Annotated in this window: 18 protein-coding genes and 1 pseudogene; 10 read left to right on the forward strand and 9 right to left on the reverse strand. The window is 34.5% G+C overall.

Translation table 11 applies throughout. The features are described from left to right. The first annotated feature begins 61 nt into the window (after nucleotides 1-61). Complete coding sequence (locus I862_RS05505; RefSeq protein WP_267880542.1) at nucleotides 62-580, forward strand: RDD family protein; 519 nt, start codon at nucleotides 62-64, stop codon at nucleotides 578-580. Nucleotides 581-617: 37 nt separating this feature from the next. On the opposite strand, the gene I862_RS05510 is transcribed toward I862_RS05505, so the two are convergent. The 3 genes from I862_RS05510 to I862_RS05520 are packed head-to-tail and all read right to left on the reverse strand — an operon-like array spanning nucleotide 618 to nucleotide 3,974. After that, nucleotides 618-1,337, reverse strand: a complete 720-nt coding sequence (locus tag I862_RS05510; RefSeq protein WP_148299498.1) for a hypothetical protein — start codon at nucleotides 1,335-1,337, stop codon at nucleotides 618-620. A gap of 1 nt (nucleotide 1,338) precedes the next feature. After that, nucleotides 1,339-2,121, reverse strand: a complete 783-nt coding sequence (locus tag I862_RS05515) for a hypothetical protein (RefSeq protein ID WP_038539834.1) — start codon at nucleotides 2,119-2,121, stop codon at nucleotides 1,339-1,341. Nucleotides 2,122-2,129: 8 nt separating this feature from the next. Further along, nucleotides 2,130-3,974 carry a type II secretion system protein GspD gene (locus tag I862_RS05520; protein WP_038539837.1) on the reverse strand — a complete coding sequence of 615 codons (1,845 nt, stop codon included), beginning with the start codon at nucleotides 3,972-3,974 and terminating at the stop codon, nucleotides 2,130-2,132. A gap of 177 nt (nucleotides 3,975-4,151) precedes the next feature. Here I862_RS05520 and eno point away from each other — a divergent pair. From eno to I862_RS05540, 4 genes and pseudogenes are all read left to right on the forward strand, one after another. Further along, nucleotides 4,152-5,388: pseudogene (gene eno, locus I862_RS05525) on the forward strand (phosphopyruvate hydratase). Nucleotides 5,389-5,532: 144 nt separating this feature from the next. Next, the gene (locus tag I862_RS05530; RefSeq protein WP_038539839.1) at nucleotides 5,533-6,210 is read left to right on the forward strand and encodes a hypothetical protein; all 678 of its coding nucleotides are present in this window, start codon (nucleotides 5,533-5,535) and stop codon (nucleotides 6,208-6,210) included. Beyond that, a complete protein-coding gene (acpS, locus tag I862_RS05535; protein ID WP_038539842.1) occupies nucleotides 6,211-6,567 on the forward strand; it encodes a holo-ACP synthase in 357 nt (118 codons plus the stop codon). It abuts the gene before it with no gap. Nucleotides 6,568-6,650: 83 nt separating this feature from the next. After that, entirely contained in the window at nucleotides 6,651-7,442 is a 792-nt protein-coding gene (locus tag I862_RS05540; RefSeq protein ID WP_038539845.1) for a hypothetical protein, read from the forward strand. Between the two features lie 72 nt (nucleotides 7,443-7,514). On the opposite strand, the gene I862_RS05545 is transcribed toward I862_RS05540, so the two are convergent. Next, nucleotides 7,515-8,153, reverse strand: coding sequence for a 3-oxoacid CoA-transferase subunit B (locus I862_RS05545; protein ID WP_038541547.1), 639 nt, complete (start codon nucleotides 8,151-8,153; stop codon nucleotides 7,515-7,517). A 7-nt stretch (nucleotides 8,154-8,160) separates the two neighbouring features. Beyond that, nucleotides 8,161-8,862, reverse strand: a complete 702-nt coding sequence (locus I862_RS05550; protein WP_038539847.1) for a CoA transferase subunit A — start codon at nucleotides 8,860-8,862, stop codon at nucleotides 8,161-8,163. Nucleotides 8,863-9,025: 163 nt separating this feature from the next. Here I862_RS05550 and I862_RS05555 point away from each other — a divergent pair, with 163 nt between their 5' ends. The 3 genes from I862_RS05555 to I862_RS05565 all read left to right on the forward strand — a co-directional run bounded on the left by I862_RS05555 (nucleotide 9,026) and on the right by I862_RS05565 (nucleotide 14,421). Continuing rightward, on the forward strand, nucleotides 9,026-10,339 hold the full coding sequence (locus I862_RS05555; RefSeq protein WP_038539850.1) for an MFS transporter: 1,314 nt from the start codon (nucleotides 9,026-9,028) through the stop codon (nucleotides 10,337-10,339). Nucleotides 10,340-10,428: 89 nt separating this feature from the next. After that, nucleotides 10,429-11,253, forward strand: a complete 825-nt coding sequence (locus tag I862_RS05560) for an efflux RND transporter periplasmic adaptor subunit (RefSeq protein ID WP_038539853.1) — start codon at nucleotides 10,429-10,431, stop codon at nucleotides 11,251-11,253. A gap of 156 nt (nucleotides 11,254-11,409) precedes the next feature. Continuing rightward, nucleotides 11,410-14,421: an efflux RND transporter permease subunit gene (locus I862_RS05565; RefSeq protein WP_038539856.1), complete on the forward strand. Its 3,012-nt coding sequence runs from the start codon at nucleotides 11,410-11,412 to the stop codon at nucleotides 14,419-14,421. Here the strand turns inward: I862_RS05565 and I862_RS05570 are convergent. The 3 genes from I862_RS05570 to I862_RS05580 form a co-directional block, all read right to left on the reverse strand. Continuing rightward, a complete protein-coding gene (locus I862_RS05570) occupies nucleotides 14,414-15,418 on the reverse strand; it encodes a class I SAM-dependent methyltransferase (protein ID WP_038539860.1) in 1,005 nt (334 codons plus the stop codon). The two genes, I862_RS05565 and I862_RS05570, sit on opposite strands and share 8 nt — an antisense overlap. A 98-nt stretch (nucleotides 15,419-15,516) precedes the next feature. Then, the gene (locus tag I862_RS05575) at nucleotides 15,517-16,677 is read right to left on the reverse strand and encodes a glycosyltransferase family 4 protein (protein WP_038541549.1); all 1,161 of its coding nucleotides are present in this window, start codon (nucleotides 16,675-16,677) and stop codon (nucleotides 15,517-15,519) included. A 5-nt stretch (nucleotides 16,678-16,682) separates the two neighbouring features. After that, nucleotides 16,683-18,113, reverse strand: coding sequence for a Do family serine endopeptidase (locus tag I862_RS05580; RefSeq protein ID WP_084173808.1), 1,431 nt, complete (start codon nucleotides 18,111-18,113; stop codon nucleotides 16,683-16,685). Between the two features lie 121 nt (nucleotides 18,114-18,234). On the opposite strand from I862_RS05580, the gene I862_RS05585 reads away from it, so the two are divergent. Together I862_RS05585 and recG are read left to right on the forward strand one after the other, a co-directional pair. Beyond that, nucleotides 18,235-20,025, forward strand: coding sequence for an ABC transporter transmembrane domain-containing protein (locus I862_RS05585; protein ID WP_038539866.1), 1,791 nt, complete (start codon nucleotides 18,235-18,237; stop codon nucleotides 20,023-20,025). Nucleotide 20,026: 1 nt separating this feature from the next. Further along, nucleotides 20,027-22,114, forward strand: coding sequence for an ATP-dependent DNA helicase RecG (gene recG / locus I862_RS05590; RefSeq protein WP_038539869.1), 2,088 nt, complete (start codon nucleotides 20,027-20,029; stop codon nucleotides 22,112-22,114). A 13-nt stretch (nucleotides 22,115-22,127) separates the two neighbouring features. Here recG and I862_RS05595 read toward each other — a convergent pair whose 3' ends face one another. Further along, nucleotides 22,128-22,778: a M15 family metallopeptidase gene (locus I862_RS05595; protein WP_038539872.1), complete on the reverse strand. Its 651-nt coding sequence runs from the start codon at nucleotides 22,776-22,778 to the stop codon at nucleotides 22,128-22,130. Nucleotides 22,779-22,784 lie beyond the last annotated feature (6 nt).

The raw sequence follows: 22,784 nt of genomic DNA on the forward strand, positions 1-22,784 counted from the left end.
AGTTTGAATATAATAATAAAAAAGTTTAAATATGAGTAGTATATATGGAAACTGATTATAAATACGCAGGGTTTGGAGAAGGTTTTTTGCTATGCTTGTTGATACTAATATTACCGGTGCTCTTCATGTTTTTCTCTTTATATGTCTACTCAAGTTCTATTTTCATGCTGATCTAAGCGTTTTTTTTACTGATAATGATTCTATAAATGACAAGATTAATTTGCATTTATTAGGGCTTAGTTTTATTGCTTTCATGGTTTGCTTCCCAATAACTTATCTCATATATAGTATCAATCCTATTACATCAAAATGGCAGGGCACTTTAGGAAAAAGGATAATGGGTATATATGTTATTAACCGGGATGGAACAAAACTTACCAAAATTAAAATGGTGGGTAGGAGTGTTTTTGTTTATATTATTCCATTTGGATCATTTGTATGTTTAGATAAGCCACTTTTCTCTTTAAATGAAATAAACATAATTATTTGCATAGGTTTTATCATATCGGCATTTACTCCTAAGAAAGTTGCTTTGCATGATATAATTTTTAAAACTTATGTAATACGTGGGAAACTTTAGTATTAGCGCAAAAGTTTAATTAGCAAGTAATAGCTGATCAGTTATTACTCAGAGCCTCCCTCTTCCCTATCCGCTCATTTAAGAAGCCTAGCCTGTCTCTTATAAAATAGTTCATGAAGTTCATCTCGCCTTCAGAGTAGTTATCATGCTTTTCAGCCAGATCCTTAATTATTATTAATGCCTGCTCGAATTCGCCCATCTGCTCTAAGATGAAAGCCGGCATTTGCTGTGCCCAACTCGGCATTTTATCATTCGGAGTTGAAGAAAGTTTATATGCAAGCCTTAATGCGAGCGGCTTGTCTTTTAGTTTGTTGTTGGAAATAATTACCGCTTGTGAAAGCCACCACCACTTTTCAGTAGGGTTATAATCATAATTACTTTCTAAATAATCAACTATATATCTGTTATCCTCCACTCGCTGAGTATTACTATAATAATAGCTTGCAATTGCAGGTACGAAATTCGACTTGTTATCAAGTTTATCAAGCAGCATAAACCATTCTGACAGCGCCTTATAATCATAATCTTTAAGTGCGGTAAACCTGCCGAACGTATCACCGGAATTTTGTATATAAAGAGCAAGAAAGCGAAAATAAAACTGCTCATCACCAAGTGCGGAAATTTTAGCATCGAGAGTACTTGGAACTTCCGGCACTACGCCTAAGAGAGGCGTAATCTTATGAGTCTTAGCCCAAAACCCGACTTGAACACCAAGCAAGATTACAATTAGAATACTGATATAAAAATTTTTCTTCATATTAAAATTGTTTTTTTGAAAAATCAAATAATGCCATTAGTAAAATAAAAGGGATGTATAATAATACCGCGGCTAAAAATAAGGAAATTTGCTTAAGGTCATTAATTCCATATATCAGCCACTCACTCTTAGTCAACATATCAAACCTGGGTATTACAATTCCGATAGTGTTTAGAATTTGCTCCATAACACCGGAAAGTTTTGAGCCTTTTGTCACTGAATTAGGGTTGTTTATTGAAATTAAGAAAAAGCCGAATATGCGAGATAAGAAATAAAAAGCAAAACAGAATAACACCGAAGAAACAGCACTGGATAAAACTACTGCTGCAAAAAATGCCAGCGCTAAAGCAACCGAAGCCTCCAGATAAAAACTCACCCCCCATATTAATAATCCTTTCAGATTTAAGGTGATCAGCCCGGTTAGACTTAAGATATAAAGCATAAACACTATAGGAACTATAGTTATTAATGTTAAAACCATAAAACCGACAAAATAAGAAATAATAAATTTAGTTCTTGAAATCGGACGAGTTAAAGTAAGTTCAACTTCTTTGTTTTCAAAGGATCTTCTTACATGGAAACAAACAAATAAAGTTAAACCGATTATAACTATAATCCTGGTTATACCCCCGATATAAGCTGCTGACATCATTCCTTGTTCGGCAATTGCAGTACCGCCTAAAAATGCGGAGAGCATAGTCGCAAGCATTACCAACAAAAAAATTCCTAAGAAGAGCCAATCACGTAAGGCAGTAAGAAGTGTATATTTAATTATGCTTTTCATATCTTTTTTTAAAATGTTAAAGGCCTAGTATCTTGTGTGAAAGTTTCATAAACTTTCTTATCCTGTGGATGATAACTACTATTACCGTTATTGACAATAGTTGCCTGTAATAAAATAACAGTTTCCTGCACAGATACTTTTTTAGTAACTTGCTTAGTTAAATTACCTAAAATAGGAATTTTACTTAAAAGCGGCAAACCGGCATCGGTATTTTGATCATTATGCTTAATCAGCCCGCCAATAACCATGACTTCTCCACTTCTTGCTTTTAAAATAGTATCAAGCTCTTTTACCTGGATAGTAGGTATGGAGCTACTGGTCAGTATATCTGCCAGTGTACCATCTTTGCCTCCGGCACTTAGCGCAAGTATCTGTACTGCGGGATCTTTAATATTATCACCAGTATCGGTAGTAAGAGTAGGCCTGATATTCATGGTGACTTCTTGAGTTTCCAAATCAATTGACGGCTGCAATGTTAATATTACACCGATCGGAACCGAGTGTAGAGTGCTGGTGATCGTCGGTGGAGTGGAACTTGTTGTGCCATTAGTAGTTTGGGTTTGTTCTAATGTTCCGCTCACGGTAAAATAAGGTTTATTAATCGCAAAACTTAGTACGGCTTGTTGGTTATTAATCGCATTAATTCTCGGGTTGGATAACGTTCTTACCGTGCCGAACCCTTCCAATAATTTTAAAGTGTGATCTACACCTCCTATCTTATTTCTATGTTCGATTTGTGATTTATCCACTAATCCACTAAAGAAATTAGCACCTATATTAGGAGCATAGCTGAAAGTTCCTCTAAAATCTTTTCCTTGTAAACTAGCCCAATCGATCCCAGCAGCGTATTGCTCATCAAGACTCACTTCCACTATTTTTGCTTCAATCAGCACTTGTGCGGAAAGACTGGCTTTCACGGAATCCAAATACTTTTTAATTGATTTGTGTTTTTTGCTGTCAGCCATCACATTTATAATTCCGGCCTGTTTATTAATCGTATAGTAGCTAACGGGTTGGCCAGTTGTATTACCGGTAACTTCGGCTATTTTACCGTCCACACCTTTATATAGCTCCTGGTCTCTTAATAAAATAATTTTATTAACATTATCTTCAATCGACTTCCAATTATCTCCGTCATAATCAGTAGAAATTTCGTGTGAAGAGCCAGAGTTAATAGATGAATCGCCACTCGACCCGCTTGAACCGCTTGAACCACTCGAGCTGCCCGAACTGCTCGAGCTGCCGCTGTCGGAAAGTAAATTTGTTTTTGAGGTAAAAGAACCTTTACTTGACCTGGTTAGATTTATATAATCAACCTTATAGCTAACTAAATATGCACCGTCTTTTTGTATCCTTAATATTCCGTTTTCTATTGAATATCTAAGTGATGCTTGATCAGCTACTATTTCGATCACATCTTTAACCGGTCTATCTTTCACCTTTAAAATAATACCTCCTTCAATATTCGGATCCAGTGCAAGTTCCAGGTCTGAAAGCCTTGCGAGTTCCATTAATACATCTTTAATCGGTACATCTTCGGTAATTGACATAGTAACCAGCTTAGCACTGCTGATTGAAGGATCTTCAGGCGCAAGTATTACAGGTGAGTAATTAAGGTCTTCCTCATCTTCCTTAAGCACGCTCGGAACTAGCTTAGATGAATCTTTATAAGGCCTTAAAACCTCTTTAAATTCTTCTCTGGATAAATTAACTTCCCTATCGAGAGGATCTTTAAGATTAGTTTTAAATGTATGATTAAACTCTTTGTTTGAGCAGGAAGGCGTCAAAAAAAGCGATGTAAGTAATAAGTATTTAAATACCTTATTTGTATTGTTCCTATGGAGCTTAATCATTTTTTCCCCTTTATTCCCTTATATAACAATGTATATTCCCTTATACTTAATAAAGGTATTTTGAAAATCGTTAAGCTTCAAGTAAAAATATTATAAATTAACATTCTCTTAATCTGCTTTGCCTTGACTCCAGGTATTTAAATGCTATCTTTTTTATAAAAATCATGAAAGATAGTTATGAAAATAAGATCAATTAGAGCTAGAGAAATCCTGGATAGCCGAGGAAATCCGACTATTGAAACCGATATCATTTTAAGTGATGGCAGCTTAGGCAGAGCTTCTTCCCCAAGCGGTGCTTCCACCGGTTCTAAAGAAGCATTAGAACTTAGAGACGGAGGCAACAGATACTTAGGTAAAGGAGTATTAAAGGCGGTTGATAACGTAAATTCCATAATAGCTAAAAAAATTATCGGTAGAGAATTTACCTCCCAAGCTGATTTAGATCAATTTTTAATTGAACTGGACGGCACGGAGAATAAATCCGAACTCGGGGCAAATGCAATTCTTTCAGTTTCTTTGAGTTATGCTAAAGCTCATGCAGTAGCAAACGGCCAACAATTATTCCAAAGTTTAGCAAGTAAAGAAATAAGCATGCCAAGGCCGATGATGAATATCATCAACGGTGGTGCACATGCGGATAATGCACTTGATATCCAGGAATTTATGATAATTCCTCTTAAATATAGCCGCTTTAGTGATGGGCTAAGAATGGGAGCTGAAGTATTTCATACTCTTAAAAAGATTTTAAGTAACAAGGGATATAACACCAATGTCGGGGACGAAGGAGGTTTTGCACCTGCTTTGGGCTCGGCTCAAGAGTGCTTAAATTTAATATTGGCAGCAATCGAAAAAGCCGGATATAGACCGGGAGAAGATATAAGCCTTGGACTGGATGTAGCGGCAAGCGAATTTTATGATAATAATTCATACCATCTAAAAGGAGAAAATAAAATATTAAGCTCTGAGCAGCTGGTAAAATATTTTGAACACTTAGTTAACCAGTACCCTATTATTTCTATTGAAGACCCGATGTCAGAGTTTGATTATGAGGGATGGCAAAATATTACGCATGCTTTAGGTTCTAAAATTCAAATTGTCGGTGATGATATTTTTGTTACTAATAAAAAAATATTTGCAGAAGGTATCGAAGATAAAATTGCTAATGCGATTCTTATAAAGTTAAATCAAATCGGAACTTTAACTGAAACTTTGGAAACTATTAAACTTGACCCAAAAAAATAACTATAATGCCATCATTTCGCATAGATCCGGAGAAACCGAGGATACAACCATTTCTCACCTTGCAGTCGCAGTAAATGCGGGGCAAATTAAAACTGGCTCGTTATGCAGAACTGATAGGGTGGCAAAATACAATGAATTACTTAGAATTGAAGAATATGTTAACAAACAGTAAAAATATATATAAAACTTTCTAAAAATTTCATAGTATATAAATGGTTTTAGATTGATTAGTATATTATAAGTTATATAATATATAATACTTGAAAACGATCTGCATTACATTAAACTATTTTGAAATTTAAGGACTCAATCATTTATGGCGATTTTATTTAATCAGGATAACGTATTTGAAAATGTACCCATTGAAGAAATGGCAAAGTATTTTATTTCTAGAATTGACTTAAAGCCTTTCTATGATTCTCAAAGATTATTAGTGAATGAATTGGGAGAAATAAAGGTTGAATACTATAAAGGGTCTGTTTTCTTTTTTGACCATAAGCACTTAAATGAGGAGAGTATACATAAATTAGAAGAAGTAACCAGAGTTCTCCAAAATGCTTATAATTACTCTAACAAATTTTTTGAAAATAGATTTAATTTAGGAAAATTATATTTCAGCATAACTGACGGTGAAATTGAAATTCATTTAGAATCTCCGAATAAAGATTGTTCAATTGATTTTAACCGCCAGGCATTATTGCGATCAATAAAATTGTCGCAACAGGAAAATTCAATTAGAGAAGCAACCGCTAAACTACTCTCTATTATCCCTACTAACCATTTATCATCAGCAGCAAATGTTAATTCCAATACAACCCCTAATGTAGATTTTAACATTAGTGACATCCACCTTGCTAACGACAACAAGCTACTTACCGAGCCTTTATCAAATAGGGAAGCATTAGTATCAAGAAACTATAAGAAAAGCCATATGGAAATATATAAAGATTCTAAAGCTAATCAATCCACGCAACATTCTACTAATTCCAGATAAATGATAAAAGGCATCGGCTGCGATATAGTTTCAATAAATAGAATAAAAAAGTTAGTCGATACATGGGGTGATAAGTTCCTTTGCCGTATTTTCACCCTCTCTGAACTTGAGTGTGCGAATAAAAGAAAATATGGGTATTATGCATATCTTGCCAAAAGATTTGCAGCTAAAGAGGCTATATCCAAAGCTTTAAAGACAGGTATAGGCTCTGCGCTCAGCTTTAAGGAATGTGAGATATTGAATGATGAAAAGGGCGCTCCTTTAGTTAATTTTTTAAGAAATGACTTAAATTTTAAAGTGCATCTATCCCTTTCCGATGAAAAAGAATACGCACAAGCCTTTGTAATTATTGTATAACAACTTTTGTATCCTCTGAATATTAACTAATTGTTAATTTATACCTGCTATATTTTTAAATAAGCGCAATACTTATTAGCAATATGAAAAATTATAGCGAAACGGAGAGTTACAGTTTAATTATAAAAGCTATTAAAGGTGAACTAAAGGAAAAAGAATTCGAAAAGTTTAATAACCTTTGCAAAGGCATTCCCTTATATAATTTTTATACATTTGCTATGTCAGTTACCGATTTAATGAGCGATAAGGCTTTGCATTTATTAATTGAAGGCATTATTAAAGAGGTTGAAATATTTGAAAAGTTCCCGCTTCATAGCAATGAGCGCTTAAAAGCATTAATGTCCGAAGAAGCTAAACGCTATAATTATAAAGTTATATTTGACGAGCAACACTCTACCTTTTCGGCTCCGCATATCCCCAAAACCGTACCAAATGCAATATTAGCACATTTTAAAACTATATTAGATGCTAATTTTGAAAAGATAAAAATTTCACTGGAGGATGGATCTATATTTAATTACGTTACAGGCTCTATAGCATCTGTCTTAAACGGATTATATTTAGAATATAACGAAAAGTTTTCTAAAGGTTTCGGTAATTTAATTTTGCAAATAGCTGCTCGTGATGCTCAGGTTAAATACAAGGTAAGATTACAAGGAAGCAGCCGCAAACACATAATGTCAAAACTCGGCCTGGATAGTGAAGGCAAAATAATTCCAAATAAAAAAAAGATAAAGCTACTTTTAGATAACACCCCAAAATGCAGCGAAGATTTAATCGAAGGAAAAGTTAATCAAATTATCGAACTATTTTTAGCTAAAAAAATTAAGCTTGCTCCTGTTAAATCTTCTTTATCCATATCTCAATTTTTTTAAACCTTTTTAACTATTCTCTAAATAGAATTAAAAATATAAGAATTACAAATCCTTCTTAAAAGTAAGATATTATTATAACCTTACAGTAAATTCAGCTTTGGTTTTAACTTTGATTTCTTCTAAGGTAACCCCGGGTGCTATTAAGGTAAGATACATTTGCTGCTCTTCGAACTCGAAAACCCCGAGGTTAGTCACCACCTTATCCACACAACCTATACCCGTAAGCGGGAATGTACATTGCTTAAGCAGTTTAGGTTCACCGGTCTTTGTTACATGATCCATAATCACAATAATTCTTTGCACTCCGGCAACCAAGTCCATTGCTCCACCCATACCTTTTACGGTTTGATTAGGAATAATCCAGTTAGCTAAATCTCCCGCTTCCGAGACCTGTAATGCTCCAAGTATTGCAACATTTATATGCCCTCCCCTAATCATCGCAAATGATTCGGCACTACTAAAGTATGAACTCTGCGGTAGCTCGGTGATTGTTTGCTTTCCGGCATTTATAAGGTCGGCATCAACCGTTTCCTTGGTCGGGAATGCTCCCATACCGAGAATCCCGTTTTCACTTTGCAAAGTTATCTGCATACTAGGAGGAATATAATTAGCAACTAAAGTTGGAAGTCCAATACCTAAGTTTACATAATAGCCATCCTTCAATTCTGAATTTGCTACGATTTTACAAATATCTTCATCAGTCCAAGCCATTATATCCTCAACTTGCTTTTTCACTTAATGTTAAACTCTCTATGCGTTTTTCAAACTTTCCTTCAACAATTCTCTTTACATATATACCGGGTGTATGAACATGATCAGGATCAATTTTTCCTACCTCAACTAATTGCTCAACCTCAGCTACCGTATATTTAGCGGCTGTTGCCATCATAGGGTGGAAATTTCTGGTAGTTTTTCTATAAACCAGGTTACCTTCAGTATCACCAATATAAGCTTTAACTAAGGCTAAATCTGCGGTTATCCCTCTTTCCATTATATATTTTTTACCATCAAATTCCCGCGTTTCCTTGCCTTCCGCAACAACAGTACCTACACCTGTTCTCGTATAAAATGCCGGTATACCGGCACCCCCTGCCCTAATTCTTTCCGCTAAAGTTCCTTGGGGTGTAAGCTCTAACTCCAATTCTCCAGCAATGTATTTTTGCTGTATTCTTTTATTCCCAGCAACATATGAAGCAATTAGTTTTTTCACTTGATTTTTTTCCAGTAAAATACCTAAGCCGAAATCATCTACCCCGCAATTATTACTTATAATAGTTAAACCTTTGATTTCCATTTCCTTAATTACTCGGATTGCATTTTCGGGTATTCCGCATAACCCGAAACCGCCGACCATGATAGTCATCCCGTCAAAGACGATATCTTCTAAAGCTGTGCTTATATTCTTATATACTTTATTCATATTTAAGATTTAAGTTTATTTATATTAAGTCTATATAATGTTTTACAAATATGTCAAATTTTATACTAGCCTATTAGGATATAACAAATTAGTTAATTAATTATATTGTTTTATAATACACAGTTGATTAACATAAAATAAAATAAGTTAAGGGGAACAAAAAATGAGGGCGTTTAATATAGTAGCTGCAGCTACCATAGGGCACATATTGGAATTTTATGACTTTACCATTTATGCAGTTTTTAGCGTTAAAATCGGAGAATTATTTTTTCCGAATAGCTCTCCTTTAATTCAAATACTTTCAAGTCTTGGAATATTTGCCGTCGGGTTTTTAATGCGCCCCCTGGGAGGGCTTATTTTCGGGCATATCGGAGATAAGCTCGGCAGAAGAACTGCTCTTACCGTATCGGTCGTAATCATGGCAGCTGCGACTTTCTTAATCGGTTTAATGCCTGATTATCAAACTATAGGTATACTGGCACCGATACTGTTAATATTATGTAGGCTCGTACAAGGCATATGCGTTGGCGGTGAAGGCGCCGGCGCTTCCATTTTTATTATGGAACACTTAAATAAAATTAAACTGGGTTTAATCGGCGGGATCGTTAATGCTGCCCTGACTTTAGGTATATTACTTGCTATAGTAACCGGGATTGTTTTAAATAATATATTCGGGGTAGAAAGCTCCGCATGGAGATATGCCTTTATACTCGGTGGTGTGTTAGGAATTGCAGGTTTATATATTAGACTTAAGGTTGAGGAAACTCCGGCATTTGAAAAAATTCTAAGCGAAAATAAAGTAGTAGAGCTTCCGATTAAAGCTGCATTAAAAACTAATCTAAAAAATGTTATTTTTACTATAGCTTTAGGTGCAATAACCAGCACTGCCGCTTATTCGGTGATGACCTTTTTAAATATTTTTCTTCATAAAATTGTGGGATATGATACCAATACGGCATTATATTACAGTGCATTTGCAAACTTAAGTTTAGTTATACTGTTGCCGCTTATGGGCGTTTTTTCCGATAGGTTCGGTTACGGAAAAACTATGGCGTATTCATGTGTATTAATGATGCTGTTTTCCATCCCTATTTATCAAATGATTGCAAGCGGGGTCATGATTACTACCCTATTCGGTATTCTTACCCTTTCAACTTTAGTTGCGATGAACTATGCACCGCTTTATCCGGTAATGATAAATCTATTCCCGCCTGAGCAAAGATATTCAGGTATTGCATTTAGCCTTAATATAGGTATAGCTATATTCGGCGGCACAAGCACAATGGTATGTTTATATTTAGTTGAGAAAACTCAAATAATATACGCCGGAGCATTCTTTCTGGATGGGGTGTGTGCACTATTCCTTACTACTCTTTACTTAACTAAAAAGGATAAATTTAAGAAATATTTCTTCCCGCGTAAAATTAAAAATTTGGAATTTTTAATAAATACGGAAAACCGGCAGAGCTCTTTATAAAAATGGACTAAAACAAATTAAAACTTTTTAATTTTAAATTTCTTTTTATTGGTTATAATGTTCTGTTAATAGCTAAAATAAGACTTATAATGTTAAGAGTTATATTATTGTTATGCGCTTTACTTCCTTTCAATTTATATGCGCAAGAAGCAAAGCTGGTCGAAACCATAATTGCAAAAAAGCAAGCTTTTACCTCGCAAGTTAGCCTGATCGGCACTATAACTTCAAAGCAGGAAACGGTATTTACCGCTAAGTATAACGGAATCTTAACTGAGATATACTTGAGTGACGGCGCTACCGCTAAAAAGGGTACTATAATCGCCGAGCTGGAAAATGAGGATACTTTAAATAATTACCAACTTGCAACTCAATCGGAGAAAATAGCTAGGGAACAATATGATCGTGCTTTAAAACTTCATACCCAAGGCTATTTAAAACGAGAAGAATTTGAAGATAAAAAGCAAAAATGGCACCTTGAAAAGCAAAACTTAACTAAAGCTAAAAAGCAATTAGAGGATAGCTACCTTAGAGCTCCCTTTGACGGCAAACTTGGAATATTTAAAGCTAAACAAGGTTCTCACTTAAAATCAGGGAGCGAGATAGTAGCTTTTTATAACCCCAATCAAATGCAGATTGAATTAAATATTCCTGAAAATTTAGCAGCTAAAATTAGTACTAATACTGAAGTCTTAGTATCGGGTAAAAAATTTAAAATTAGCTCAATTGAATATATTGTAAATAAAGAAACTCGAATGGTTGATGCTAAAATTGATTTAGACGAGGGAGATAATAATTTAAATTTTATGATTGGTAATATTGTTGAAGTTTCTATTATAATGAATAAAAAAGAAGAAGCTTTAATTATACCAAAAAATAGCTATTTTTATAAAAGAAGGAAAAAGTTATCTATTTAAAGTTAAGGAAGCTAAGGCTTTATCTTTTGAAGTAAAATTTGGAGAACAAACTGATAAGATGGTAGAAATAATTGAGGGTCTGGAGGAAGGGGATAGTGTTATCTTATACGGCCAAAGCAATATCCAAGACGGCAACCCTGTTGAAGTGTACAGCAAATGAAACTACCGGTTTTTTTTATTAAGAGACCTGTTTTTGCTACAATTATAAATATTTTAATTGTAATTATCGGGTTATTGGCCTTTAAAAATATCAGCCTACGTGAATATCCCGATATAACTACTCCTGAAATAACTATTAGAATTCCTTACCCTAATGCAAGTGCTGAAGTAGTTGAATCGGAAATAGCTTTTACTGCGGAAAATGAACTCGCAGGTATTAACGGCTTAACTAAGATTAAATCATCTTCTACTTACGGAGAAGCTAAAATATCTCTAAAATTCTCCGAAGAAGTTGAGTTCAGCAAAGCCCTTTCCGATGTTAGAGAGAAAGTTGCAACCATGCGAAGCATGTTACCTAAAGATATAAAAGAACCTCAAATTTATGAAAATAACGACGATGACGATCCTTTTTATTATATCTCAATTACTAACCCCAATAAGAGCTCGGAAGAACTAATACATTTTGCTTTTCTCAACATACAAAATAATCTAATCGGCATTCCGGGCGTAGCTGATGCTCAAATTTGGGGTGCTTCTTATTCAATGCAAATCACCCTAAACCGTAATAAATTATATTTATATAAAATTAATGTATCTGATATACTTGATAAGCTGAAATTATATGCGACCAACCTTCCGGCCGGAAAAATTAATGATTCGATTCCGATTACATTAGATATTTCATGCCTTAATGAGCAAGATTTCAGCAATATTGTTATTAAAAATCAGGGCTCAACTAACATTACCCTAAAAGACATTGCAGATATAAAGTTAAAAGGAAAAGAGGACTTTAGGATTAGAATAAACGGCAAGCCCGGAATTATGATAGCAGTTAAGAAAACTATAAATTCCAACCCCCTTAAAGTTTCCGAGCAGCTAACTAAAAAATTAGAAAAGATCCGCCAAACTCTCCCTGCCGATTATGCAATAACTTCGGAATATGATAAAAGTGATTTTATTCGCTTTTCCTTAAGTAATGTAAAAAACTCTATTATAGAAGCAGTTATTCTTGTTGTGCTTATTATATTCCTTTTCCTAAGAAATATAAGAGCAGCATTAATCCCGCTTATTACCATCCCGATATGCTTAGCAGGATGTGTTGCTATTTTGGATATGTTGGGGTTTTCTTTGAACACTTTAACTTTACTTGCAATGGTGCTTTCTATCGGCTTAGTAGTGGATGATGCAATTGTCATTCTAGAAAATATATATAAATATATTGAGGCGGGAAAATCTCCTCTTAAAGCTGCGAAAGAGGGAAGTAAAGAGATCGGATTTGCGGTTGTTGCAATGACTTTTACTTTAAGTAGCGTGTTTATACCGCTTGCCTTTATGCAAGGAAGTATCGGAAAACTATTTATTGAATTTGCAGTAGCGCTTGCAGGAAGTGTTGTGATTTCCGGAATAGTTGCACTCACTCTTTCTCCTATGCTGGCAGCAAAAGTTTTAAAACCCGGCAGTCATAATATTCTACCTAAGATTGATCTTATAATTTATCAAATTGAGACTAAATACCAAACTCTATTATCAAAAATTTTACCTAAGAAAATATTATTATCAATTACACTTGTTCTATTAATAGTAGGAAGTGCAATCATATATAACTTTATTCCGAAAGAAATGGCACCTAAGGAAGACCGAGGAATAGTGGGAGCATTCATACAAAAATTATCCGGCATTTCTTTAAATGAATTTGATGATTATAGCATTCGTGTAGAAAGAGCTTCAGATAGTATTAGCGAAATAAATAAGAAAGTTGCTTTTATTTCTAAGCATGGCAGCCAAATTGTAAATGTGCTCAACGATTGGTCGAAGCGGAAGCGTTCCGCAAAAGAAGTAAAAGAAGAATATCAGGAAAAAGCAAAATTAATACCTTCGGTGCAAACCTCCGTTTGGAGCGAAGATAGTAACTTACCGGGCATGGAATCCGATAATCGCGGAGAAATAAATTTTATTGTTAAAACAACGCTTAGCTACCTAGAGTTAATAAAAACACTTGATGGCATGGTTAATACCTTAAAGAAGAACCCTCTTTTTAAAGAAGCAACTCATAACCTGGAATTAAATAATATAGGCTATGATTTAAGATTTGATAAGTATAAATTTTCTCAACTTAATATTTTACCTCAACACATATCTGATTTGTTAGCTGTTTCTTTTGACGATAAATATGTTCAAAACTTTTTAAAAGACGGTATTTCTTATAATGTTAATTTGTCTTCAGATTATAAACCGAAAAATATCAATGAGATTTATATATTTAATAATAATATACCGGTTTCTATCGGAGGCTTTTCCGAGCTTAAATTAAGCGCTAAAGCGAATGAGTTAAGGCATCATAATCAAATGCGTGCAGCTAAAATCAATATCGAATTAAAGCCTGAGGTTAATTTTGACCAAGCATATAAAGAAATTAATAACTTTATACATAATATTAATGAGCCGGGCATTATTATTGATTTAGGTGAAAAGCTAGAAAGATTCCGGCATACTTATTTACAAATGTTATTCCTTATAGCGCTTGCCATATTTTTTATTTATGCGGTTTTGGCAATTCAATTTGAAAGCTTTATCGATCCCTTGATTATCATCTTTACCGTACCCCTCGGTTGCTTTGGAGCGCTGTTATTTACTAAGCTTAGCGGCAACAGTATAAATATTTTCAGTCAAATTGGGATTATTACTCTAATCGGTTTAATTTCAAAGCATGGTATTATGATTGTTGAGTTTGCCAATAATATTGTAAAAGAGAGAAATGCTTCCTGTATGGATGCAGTAATTGAAGCTTCAAAACTACGCTTAAGACCTATAATGATGACAACTTTTGCAATGGTTTTCGGTTCATTCCCGTTAATTTTATCCTTTGGAGCAGGCGCTGAAGCAAGAAATGCAATCGGTTATGTTCTAGTCGGCGGTTTAACCATAGGAACAATATTTACCCTAATTATAATTCCTTTCATGTATATTGCTTTAAAAGCCTTAAATAAAAAAAACTTAACCATTACTTAAATTCAGGTATTTTAGCAAAGCAATCATCCAATATTTCTTTACCGGAAGAATATTCTTTAACCGCTTTGTTTAAAACCATATATTTTTTTATATTGTCCATTGCTTTTAAATAAGGCAACGGTGAAACCAGAAAATTTAAGCTTTTATACCCTATAATAGAATTCCTGACCATCATATAGTTCTGAGCATCACTAACCTCATCTTGATAAGGTTCACCTTTCTTAAGTATCATATTTATATGCATGCTCTTGGGAATAATTATTGTATTTACCACCTCAAATCCTGCTCTCCTTGCTAACATTTTTATTGTATGGAGATTAAAATTATAAAAGTATTTAAACCGAAATCTATGGTATGGGGCAATATGCCTTGCATCAATATTAGGTACCTCAAGGTTCAAAATTCCGTCATCCTTTAAAAAACTCCAATACTTTTTTAGTACCTCTAAAGGATTTAGACATAAATTCAAAATGTGATATGCGGTTATAATGTTAAAAGTTTCCTTGGGCATTTTAATATTATCTAAAAAATGCCTTTCTATATTAATTTTAAGCTCATTTCTAGCATATTGAATAAGATAATTGTTATGTTCAACACCGATGGCATTGCTTCCTTTCTGCTCGAGTAAATAAACAAATTCCCCGATGCATGCGCTGCTATCTAAAACATTTATACCTTTTTTTAAATAATGTTTTATACGGTTATAGCGATAAATTGCTCTTAAAGCTGAACGATAAATTCTTCTTAGTTTCGGAATAAAAATTTCACCGGAATATCTCTCACTTTTTTGCTCATAGTAAAGTTCTAACCCTTCAAGGGTAGGGACGGGATTGCTATAAATTAACCCGCATTCACGGCACAGTACTTTAAAACTTTTATAATTCTCATAATCTTTACTTGTTATTAATTCATGATCAGATGAGTTACATAAGTTGCAAGTAAGTTCTAGCTTTTTATATTTGTGGTTATTATGTTTTAAATTATGCGCTCTATTCATATATTTAAGATAATTTAAAATAATTTTAACATTACCTTAAAATTTTAAATTAGTTATTTCAATATATAAATTGATTAAATATTAAAAACATTCCTAAGTTATTGCTTAGCGAGTAAAGCTTGATAAACTTCCAAGGTCTTATTGCACATAGTCTGTAAAGTAAAATTTTTCTTTACATTATTTAAAGCCTTAGAAGTTATTTCATTATATTTATCTTGGGATAGCTTTAGAGCAGATAATACTACTTTACTTGCTTCTTTTTCATTATCACTTGGAATATGAAACCCTGTGGATTTATCAACAATACTCTCTTCGGTTGCACCGCCTTCTTTGGTTGCAATGATAATTTTACCCATACTTTGAGCTTCAATGATAGTCCTGCCGAATGCTTCAGGTTTTAAGGAAGCAGATATTACAAAATCCGCTAACATGTATAGAGCAGGCATATCTTTAACTTCACCAGTAATTATAACCTTATCTTTTAAGCCATATTTGCTAATACATAACCTGACCTCTTTTAAGTATTCCTTATGCCTGCTTTCAGAAGCACCCACCATTAAACATAAGAAGTTTTCTTCCTGAAGTAGCTTAAAAATTTTAAGTAAATATAAATGCCCTTTCCAACGAGTAAACCTTGCCGGCATAATAATAATCTTTTTATTTTTAAAAAAATTATTACTAAGTTTTAAGTTTTGTTTTAAAGAAAATAATCTCTGCTCATTAACAAGAGAAGGAGAAAAATATGCTTGATCTACACCCCTATTTATAATAATCAACTTATCGTTTAAAATATTATAAGTTTTAAGTATATGATTATAAATAAATTTAGAAATAGCTATAACTTTATCGCCCTTGAGCATTATTGAGTTATAATATTTTTTAATATAATTGTCAGCATTATACGTACCATGGAAAGTGGTGACAAATTTAGCTCCAGTCAACTTACAGGCAAAATAACAGCTCCATGCCGGAGCCCTTGATCTTGCATGCACTATGTTAATAGCATTTTCCTTAATAACTTTTTTAAGTCTAAAAATATTTAATATTATATTAAGCGGATTTTTACTATGAACAGGTAAAATTATATGCTTAGCTCCCATGTGCTTTAAGTCATTTATCATCCTTCCTCCACCCCATGAGCAGACAAAAGCTTGGTAATTATTCTTAATTAAGGCACTTGCTATTTCCAAGGTGCCGCGCTCTACTCCCCCTGAAATAAGATTCGGTAAAACTTGTAGCACCCTGGGAATGTTCTCCATTTGTATCACTCTAAGTCAATTAAGATAAATCTGGTTCCATTGCCTTTATTAATTAATATCATTGCTTTTTTGTGGCCTAAAGACTTAATATTATTTATTTCATTTTCAAAATCTTTGATAGTAGTAATCTTCTTATTACCAACCTGTTGAATAAGATCTCCAGCACTAATCCCACTTTCGATTGCAGGGGAATTACGATTAATCCCTAAAACTATGATTCCACTCAAAGCAGGCTCGATTTTAAACTTGTTCCTCAAAGCGTTGTTTAAGTCGGCAACTCTTATTCCGAGCATAACCTGACCGATTTTCTCCGTATTTCCTTGCTTGGCTTCCGAATCTTCAGCTTCCTCACCTAGCGGATCACTTGTAGGCTTTTCAATAATAGTGTTAAGTACTTCATATTTACCGTTTCTAAATACCTGTATACTAACATGCTTATTAATAGGAGTCTCTGAAACCATTCTAGGTAATTTATGTATATTCTTCACTTCTTTACCGTCAAATCTGGAAATAATATCTCCGACTCTAACCCCGGCTTTGTCTGCGGGGCTATCCTTAACAACTTCAGCAACCAATGCTCCTTTAATTTTTTGTAACCCCATTGATTTCGCAACATATTCATCGACTGGTTGGATTAAAACCCCAAGCCAACCGCGGCTTATTTCACCTTTATTTCTTAATTGATCAATTATCGGCTCAACAATTGCAGAAGGCATAGCAAAGCCAATCCCTATATTACCCCCTGTTGTAGAAAGGATAAGAGTATTAACCCCGATTACTTCACCTTTCATATTAAACATAGGCCCACCCGAGTTACCTCGGTTTATTGAGGCGTCGGTTTGAATAAGATCGTCATATTGTGAACCGTTTAAATATCTTGCTTTAGCTGAAATGATACCTGCTGTAACAGTCCCTCCCAGCCCGAAAGGATTACCGATTGCTATAACATAATCCCCGACTTTTGATTCATTCGAATTACCGAATTTTACAAACGGAAGAGGGTCTTTAGTATTAATTTTAAGTAAAGCTAAATCTGTTTTTGGATCCTTGCCCAAAACCTTAGCTTTATATCTTTCAGGACTTTCATCACCCAGCATCACTTCAATTTCATCAGCATCTGCTATATTATGATAATTGGTTACAATATAACCTTGCGGATCAATGATAAAACCGGATCCTAAAGACCTTATTTTTCTAGTTTTACGCGAATTAGGATCAGGTTCGAAAAATTCGAATAAATCCTGCGGATTTTCAGGAAGGTCGTTTAAAGAAAAACTTTTATTTCTCATATCAATTTTTTGGGTTGTGGAGATATTTACAACCGCGGGTATTGCCTTTTCAACGATATCGGCAAAAGAAGCAGGCGGCTGCGCAGCCGCAGCAATTTCTCCTACACTTAAAACTATTATAAATATAAACGCAATATATCTCATCATAATAAAAAATTATCCTTTTGTTTTAAGTTTACCTAAAAATTAATTTATAACAAAATTTTATCTTTTTCAAAAGCGTATTTTAGTTTAATAGGTAAGATATGCCTTTTATAAATTAAAAAATATGTCCAAAAAAAATAGTTTAAATTCTGCTTCTCCATTGGAGCCTAAATCAAAAAATATTAAAAGCTTAAAATACTTAATTAAATATATTAAGCCTTATAAGTACCAAGTATTTTTAATGATAATAGCCTTAATTCTCACCTCATCATCAGTATTAATTATAGGTAGAAGCTTACAATATGTCATTGATTCAGGTTTAAGTCAACACAACCCTGCCATGTTGGATAGAGCCTTGATTTATTTGATTTGTACAATAGTGGTACTTGCATTTTCCACTGCTGCGAGATACTACCTCATCACCTTAGTCGGGGAAAAAGCGATCGCTGATATCAGGCGCGATATTTACCATCAAATCCTAAGATTATCACCAAGTTTTTATGAAAGTAATAAGTCAGGAGAAATTCTATCTCGTATGACTACTGATACCACCCTACTTCAAACAGTAATCGGTACCAGTTTATCAATGGCAATGCGTAACTTTTTGATGCTGATTGGCGGGGTGATATTATTAATTACCACTAGCCCTAAACTTGCCGGAATGATGGGGTTAGTTATTCCGCTAGTTATTTTACCAATAGTATTTTTCGGTAAGAAAATGCGCATTTATTCTAAGCTTTCTCAAGATAAAGTTGCAGAAGTCTCAGCTCATACCGAAGAGACGATAAACGGCATAAAAACCATCCAGGCTTATACGCATGAAGAGGCTGAAAAAGTAATTTTTAAGAATAAATTAGGTGAAGTTATAGATACCTCCTTAAAACGGATAAAAAGCAGAGCATTCCTTATTTCAATAGTTATCAGTTTAGTATTCGGTTCAATCGGATTGATTCTATGGGTAGGCGGGCACCAGGTTCTTGATGGGACGCTTACCCCGGGGGAACTTTCCTCTTTTATATTTTTAGCTGTAGTTGCAGCTGGTGCATTCGGTGCTTTAGCGGAAACTATGGGAGATTTACAAAAAGCAGCCGGTGCTACCGAACGCTTAGTAGAATTTTTAGGTATTGCTCCTGAAATAATCAACTCTAAAGATGTAATTCTTTTAAACAACTTTACCGGAGCAATTAAAGTTGAAGACCTTACGTTTTATTATCCTTCTAAGAAAAGCAAAGCAAGCTTAGAGAATATTTCACTTACAATAGCCCCGAATAAGGTAACTGCAATTGTCGGCGAATCCGGTGCAGGCAAGTCAACTATATTTCAGTTATTGCTCAGGTTCTATGACACTGAGAGAGATAAAATTCTGCTCGATGGCACTGATATAAAAGATATTCAACTTGAGAACCTAAGACTACAGTTCGCTTATGTTTCTCAGGATCCTTTAATTTTTTCTACCTCAGCATATGAAAATATACTTTACGGTAACCCCAAAGCCTCCTATGAAGAAGTCATAAATGCAAGTAAAGCTGCTGCTGCATTAGAATTTATAGAAAAGCTTCCCAACGGATTTGATACTTATTTAGGCGAGAAAGGCGTGAGGCTTTCGGGCGGGCAAAAACAACGGATTGCTATAGCCAGAGCTTTCCTTAAAAACCCGAAAGTATTGCTGCTTGATGAAGCAACCTCCTCGCTTGACAGTAAAAATGAGAAATTAGTTCAGCAAGCTTTAGAAAATATTATGCAAAACAGGACTACAATTATCATTGCTCATAGACTTTCAACAGTAAGAAATGCAAACACAATATATGTACTTAAGGAAGGCAAACTTGTTGAGCATGGAACTCATGATGAGCTCATCAATACTAATGGAGAATATAATAGGTTGGTAAGAATACAACTAACAAACACGGAGTAAAATGCCTAACCCTTTACTGTTAAACTTGTTTTGGGAAGTAAGGAAACTTAAAAACATTGGTTCTAAGAGAGCTGAGGCTTACCATAGATTGGGGCTTCAAAATATTCGTGATTTAATTTTTTATTTTCCTTATCAAATAATTGATAGACGTTATTCTCCTGCCCTATCTGAAGTTTTAAACGGCAGTATAATTACAGTAGAAGTCACGGTTGAAGAACATAAATTTAATATTTCACGTAACAAAAGAACTCCTCAGAAAATTATTTGCTCAAATGAGAGCGGCAAGCTTACCGTAATTTACTTTAATGCCAACCTGAATCACCTAAAAGAGACCTTTGGGATCGGCAGAACAATTTTGGTTAGCGGCAAAGTCGAGTACAATAATGGAGAGCTGCAAATGGTTCACCCCGATATAGTAGCTAACCCGACGGAGGTAGATAGGGTAAAAATCTTAGAACCGGTTTATCATTCTACATATGGTCTTAACTCAAGATTCTTAAATTTAACAATACAAAATACCCTAAAATTTATTCCTACCCTTCCCGAGTGGCTGCCTCAGGGTTTACTTGATAAACACGGATGGATTTCCTGGCTTAGTTCATTACAACATGCGCATTATCCCGAACATGAAGATGAAGTTACCGGAGATAGTAAATATAAGCAACGTTTAGCTTTTGATGAACTACTTGCTACTCAGCTTGCATTAAGCCTGGCAAGGAAGCATTACCAAAAGCAAAGTAAGCCGAAATTAAACTTTCATGGAGTACTAACTGATAAGCTTTACAAACAGCTTCCCTTTGACCTCACGGATGGACAAAAACAAGCGATAAAGGAAATCGAAAGTGACCAAAAATCACCATACCGGATGGCACGTTTAGTTCTAGGTGATGTCGGGTGCGGAAAAACCTTAGTCGCACTATGTGCAATGCTTAATTGTGTAGAAGGCGGGAAGCAAGCTGCGCTTATGGCTCCTACCGAAGTTCTGGCCAAACAGCATTTTGTAAAATTAACTGAGCTTTGTGAGAAGCTCGGATTAAAAGTTGAATTATTAATCAGTAAAATGCCTGCATCCAAACGCAAAGAGGTATTAGAGAGCATTGCAAGCCACACAGCTCATATTGTTATCGGAACCCATGCATTGTTTCAAGAGAATGTACAATTTGCCGCCCTAGGTCTCTCAGTAATAGATGAGCAGCAAAGATTCGGAGTAGAACAAAGAGCTTCCTTAAGTAAAAAAGGTATAGCACCAGATTTTTTAATGATGTCGGCAACTCCTATCCCGCGTACGTTATGCATGGTTAATTACGGTGATCTCGATCTCTCAATCATTAAAGATAAACCCGCCATGCGGGAACCTATTCAAACTTCGGTAATTTCATCAAATAAAATACCCGAGCTTTTAGAAAGAATAAAAGATGCGGTAGAGAGCGGAGAGAAGATATATTGGATATGTCCGCTTATTGAAGAATCCGAGTCTTTGGACCTTTCTTATATAGAAGATAGATTTTCTATTTTGGATGAATTATTACCTAAAAAAACAGGAATTATTCACGGTAAGATGCAGGGCATAGAACGTGATAAAACTATGCTTGAGTTTTTAGAGGGTAAAATTAGCGTACTAGTTGCAACTACCGTGATTGAAGTAGGCGTTGATGTTAGTGATGCAACTATCATGGTGATAGAAAATGCTGAAAGATTCGGCTTATCACAATTACATCAGTTAAGAGGGAGAATTGGCAGAGGAAATAAGAAATCACATTGTATTTTAGTATACAAATACCCGGCGACCCAAACCGCCAAACAACGGCTCAATATTATGAAAGAATCTAATGACGGATTCGTAATTGCCGAGGAAGATTTAAAAATCCGAGGCAGCGGTGAAATTTTAGGTACTAAGCAAAGCGGCTTGCCTTCGTTTAAAACCTGTAATTTAAACTATCACTATAATTTAATTCCTGAAGCTAATGCATTAGCACGAAAAGTAGCTGAAGATGACCCTGATCTTAAACATCCGGCAAATCAAAAACTTAAACTGCTCCTTAAGCTTTATGAGCAGGACAAAAGCGTTAATTATATTAAGAATAATTAACCTATAAACATTATTACTTTACGGGAAAGTCAAAATGATCTTCGGGCTTTCTTTGAAATGGTTCATTTCTTAAAGAATAATGCCACCATTCTTTAGAGTAATTCTCAAAGCCGCACTTTTCCATTATAGAGCATAATAATAAACGATTTTTTTTTGCTTCAAAAGAAATGTCGGGGTTTTGAGTACCAGATAATTTATCGATAAAATCCACCCTGGTACCCATATCTAATTCCTCTTTTCCTTCTAAAGTAATGATGGTTAAATCCACCGTACTACCCCTGCTGTGCGCTGAGTATTTGGCAACATAGCCCAACTCGAAGAAATCTTTTTTATCAACTTGCGGATAAAATTTTTCTTTCATTTTCTGGTCATTCACATCTTGCGACCATTCATAAAAATCCAAACAAGCTTGCGCCGGGCGATAGATATCATATACTTTAAGCCCAAGACCAAACTTATTTAACTCTTCTTGAACCATTTTTAAAGCAAGCGCTGCTTGGTATGTACTAATAGCTACTTCTTTTTCATATCCCTTTACTACTCTACCTGTGAAATTATCCTCCTTAGCATACATTATGTATTGCTCAATTGATGGATCTATATCATTAAGGTAAACAAAGCCTTTCGGGAGGGAATCATTAGAAAATTGTAGGTTAGAGAGCATACACCC

The organism is endosymbiont of Acanthamoeba sp. UWC8 (assembly GCF_000730245.1).
In the GTDB taxonomy this organism is placed as follows: domain Bacteria; phylum Pseudomonadota; class Alphaproteobacteria; order Rickettsiales; family Midichloriaceae; genus Jidaibacter.

Bases quoted from the DNA above. Each gene is read 5' to 3' on its own strand.
- I862_RS05515 (WP_038539834.1), bottom strand. From the start codon at position 2,121: ATGAAAAGCATAATTAAATATACACTTCTTACTGCCTTACGTGATTGG.
- acpS (WP_038539842.1), top strand. From the start codon at position 6,211: ATGATAAAAGGCATCGGCTGCGATATAGTTTCAATAAATAGAATAAAA.
- I862_RS05555 (WP_038539850.1), top strand. From the start codon at position 9,026: ATGAGGGCGTTTAATATAGTAGCTGCAGCTACCATAGGGCACATATTG.
- I862_RS05575 (WP_038541549.1), bottom strand. From the start codon at position 16,677: ATGGAGAACATTCCCAGGGTGCTACAAGTTTTACCGAATCTTATTTCA.
- I862_RS05580 (WP_084173808.1), bottom strand. From the start codon at position 18,113: ATGATGAGATATATTGCGTTTATATTTATAATAGTTTTAAGTGTAGGA.
- I862_RS05585 (WP_038539866.1), top strand. From the start codon at position 18,235: ATGTCCAAAAAAAATAGTTTAAATTCTGCTTCTCCATTGGAGCCTAAA.
- I862_RS05540 (WP_038539845.1), top strand. From the start codon at position 6,651: ATGAAAAATTATAGCGAAACGGAGAGTTACAGTTTAATTATAAAAGCT.
- I862_RS05565 (WP_038539856.1), top strand. From the start codon at position 11,410: ATGAAACTACCGGTTTTTTTTATTAAGAGACCTGTTTTTGCTACAATT.
- I862_RS05530 (WP_038539839.1), top strand. From the start codon at position 5,533: ATGGCGATTTTATTTAATCAGGATAACGTATTTGAAAATGTACCCATT.
- I862_RS05595 (WP_038539872.1), bottom strand. From the start codon at position 22,778: ATGCTCTCTAACCTACAATTTTCTAATGATTCCCTCCCGAAAGGCTTT.
- I862_RS05570 (WP_038539860.1), bottom strand. From the start codon at position 15,418: ATGAATAGAGCGCATAATTTAAAACATAATAACCACAAATATAAAAAG.
- I862_RS05560 (WP_038539853.1), top strand. From the start codon at position 10,429: ATGTTAAGAGTTATATTATTGTTATGCGCTTTACTTCCTTTCAATTTA.
- I862_RS05550 (WP_038539847.1), bottom strand. From the start codon at position 8,862: ATGAATAAAGTATATAAGAATATAAGCACAGCTTTAGAAGATATCGTC.
- I862_RS05545 (WP_038541547.1), bottom strand. From the start codon at position 8,153: ATGGCTTGGACTGATGAAGATATTTGTAAAATCGTAGCAAATTCAGAA.
- recG (WP_038539869.1), top strand. From the start codon at position 20,027: ATGCCTAACCCTTTACTGTTAAACTTGTTTTGGGAAGTAAGGAAACTT.
- I862_RS05520 (WP_038539837.1), bottom strand. From the start codon at position 3,974: ATGATTAAGCTCCATAGGAACAATACAAATAAGGTATTTAAATACTTA.
- I862_RS05510 (WP_148299498.1), bottom strand. From the start codon at position 1,337: ATGAAGAAAAATTTTTATATCAGTATTCTAATTGTAATCTTGCTTGGT.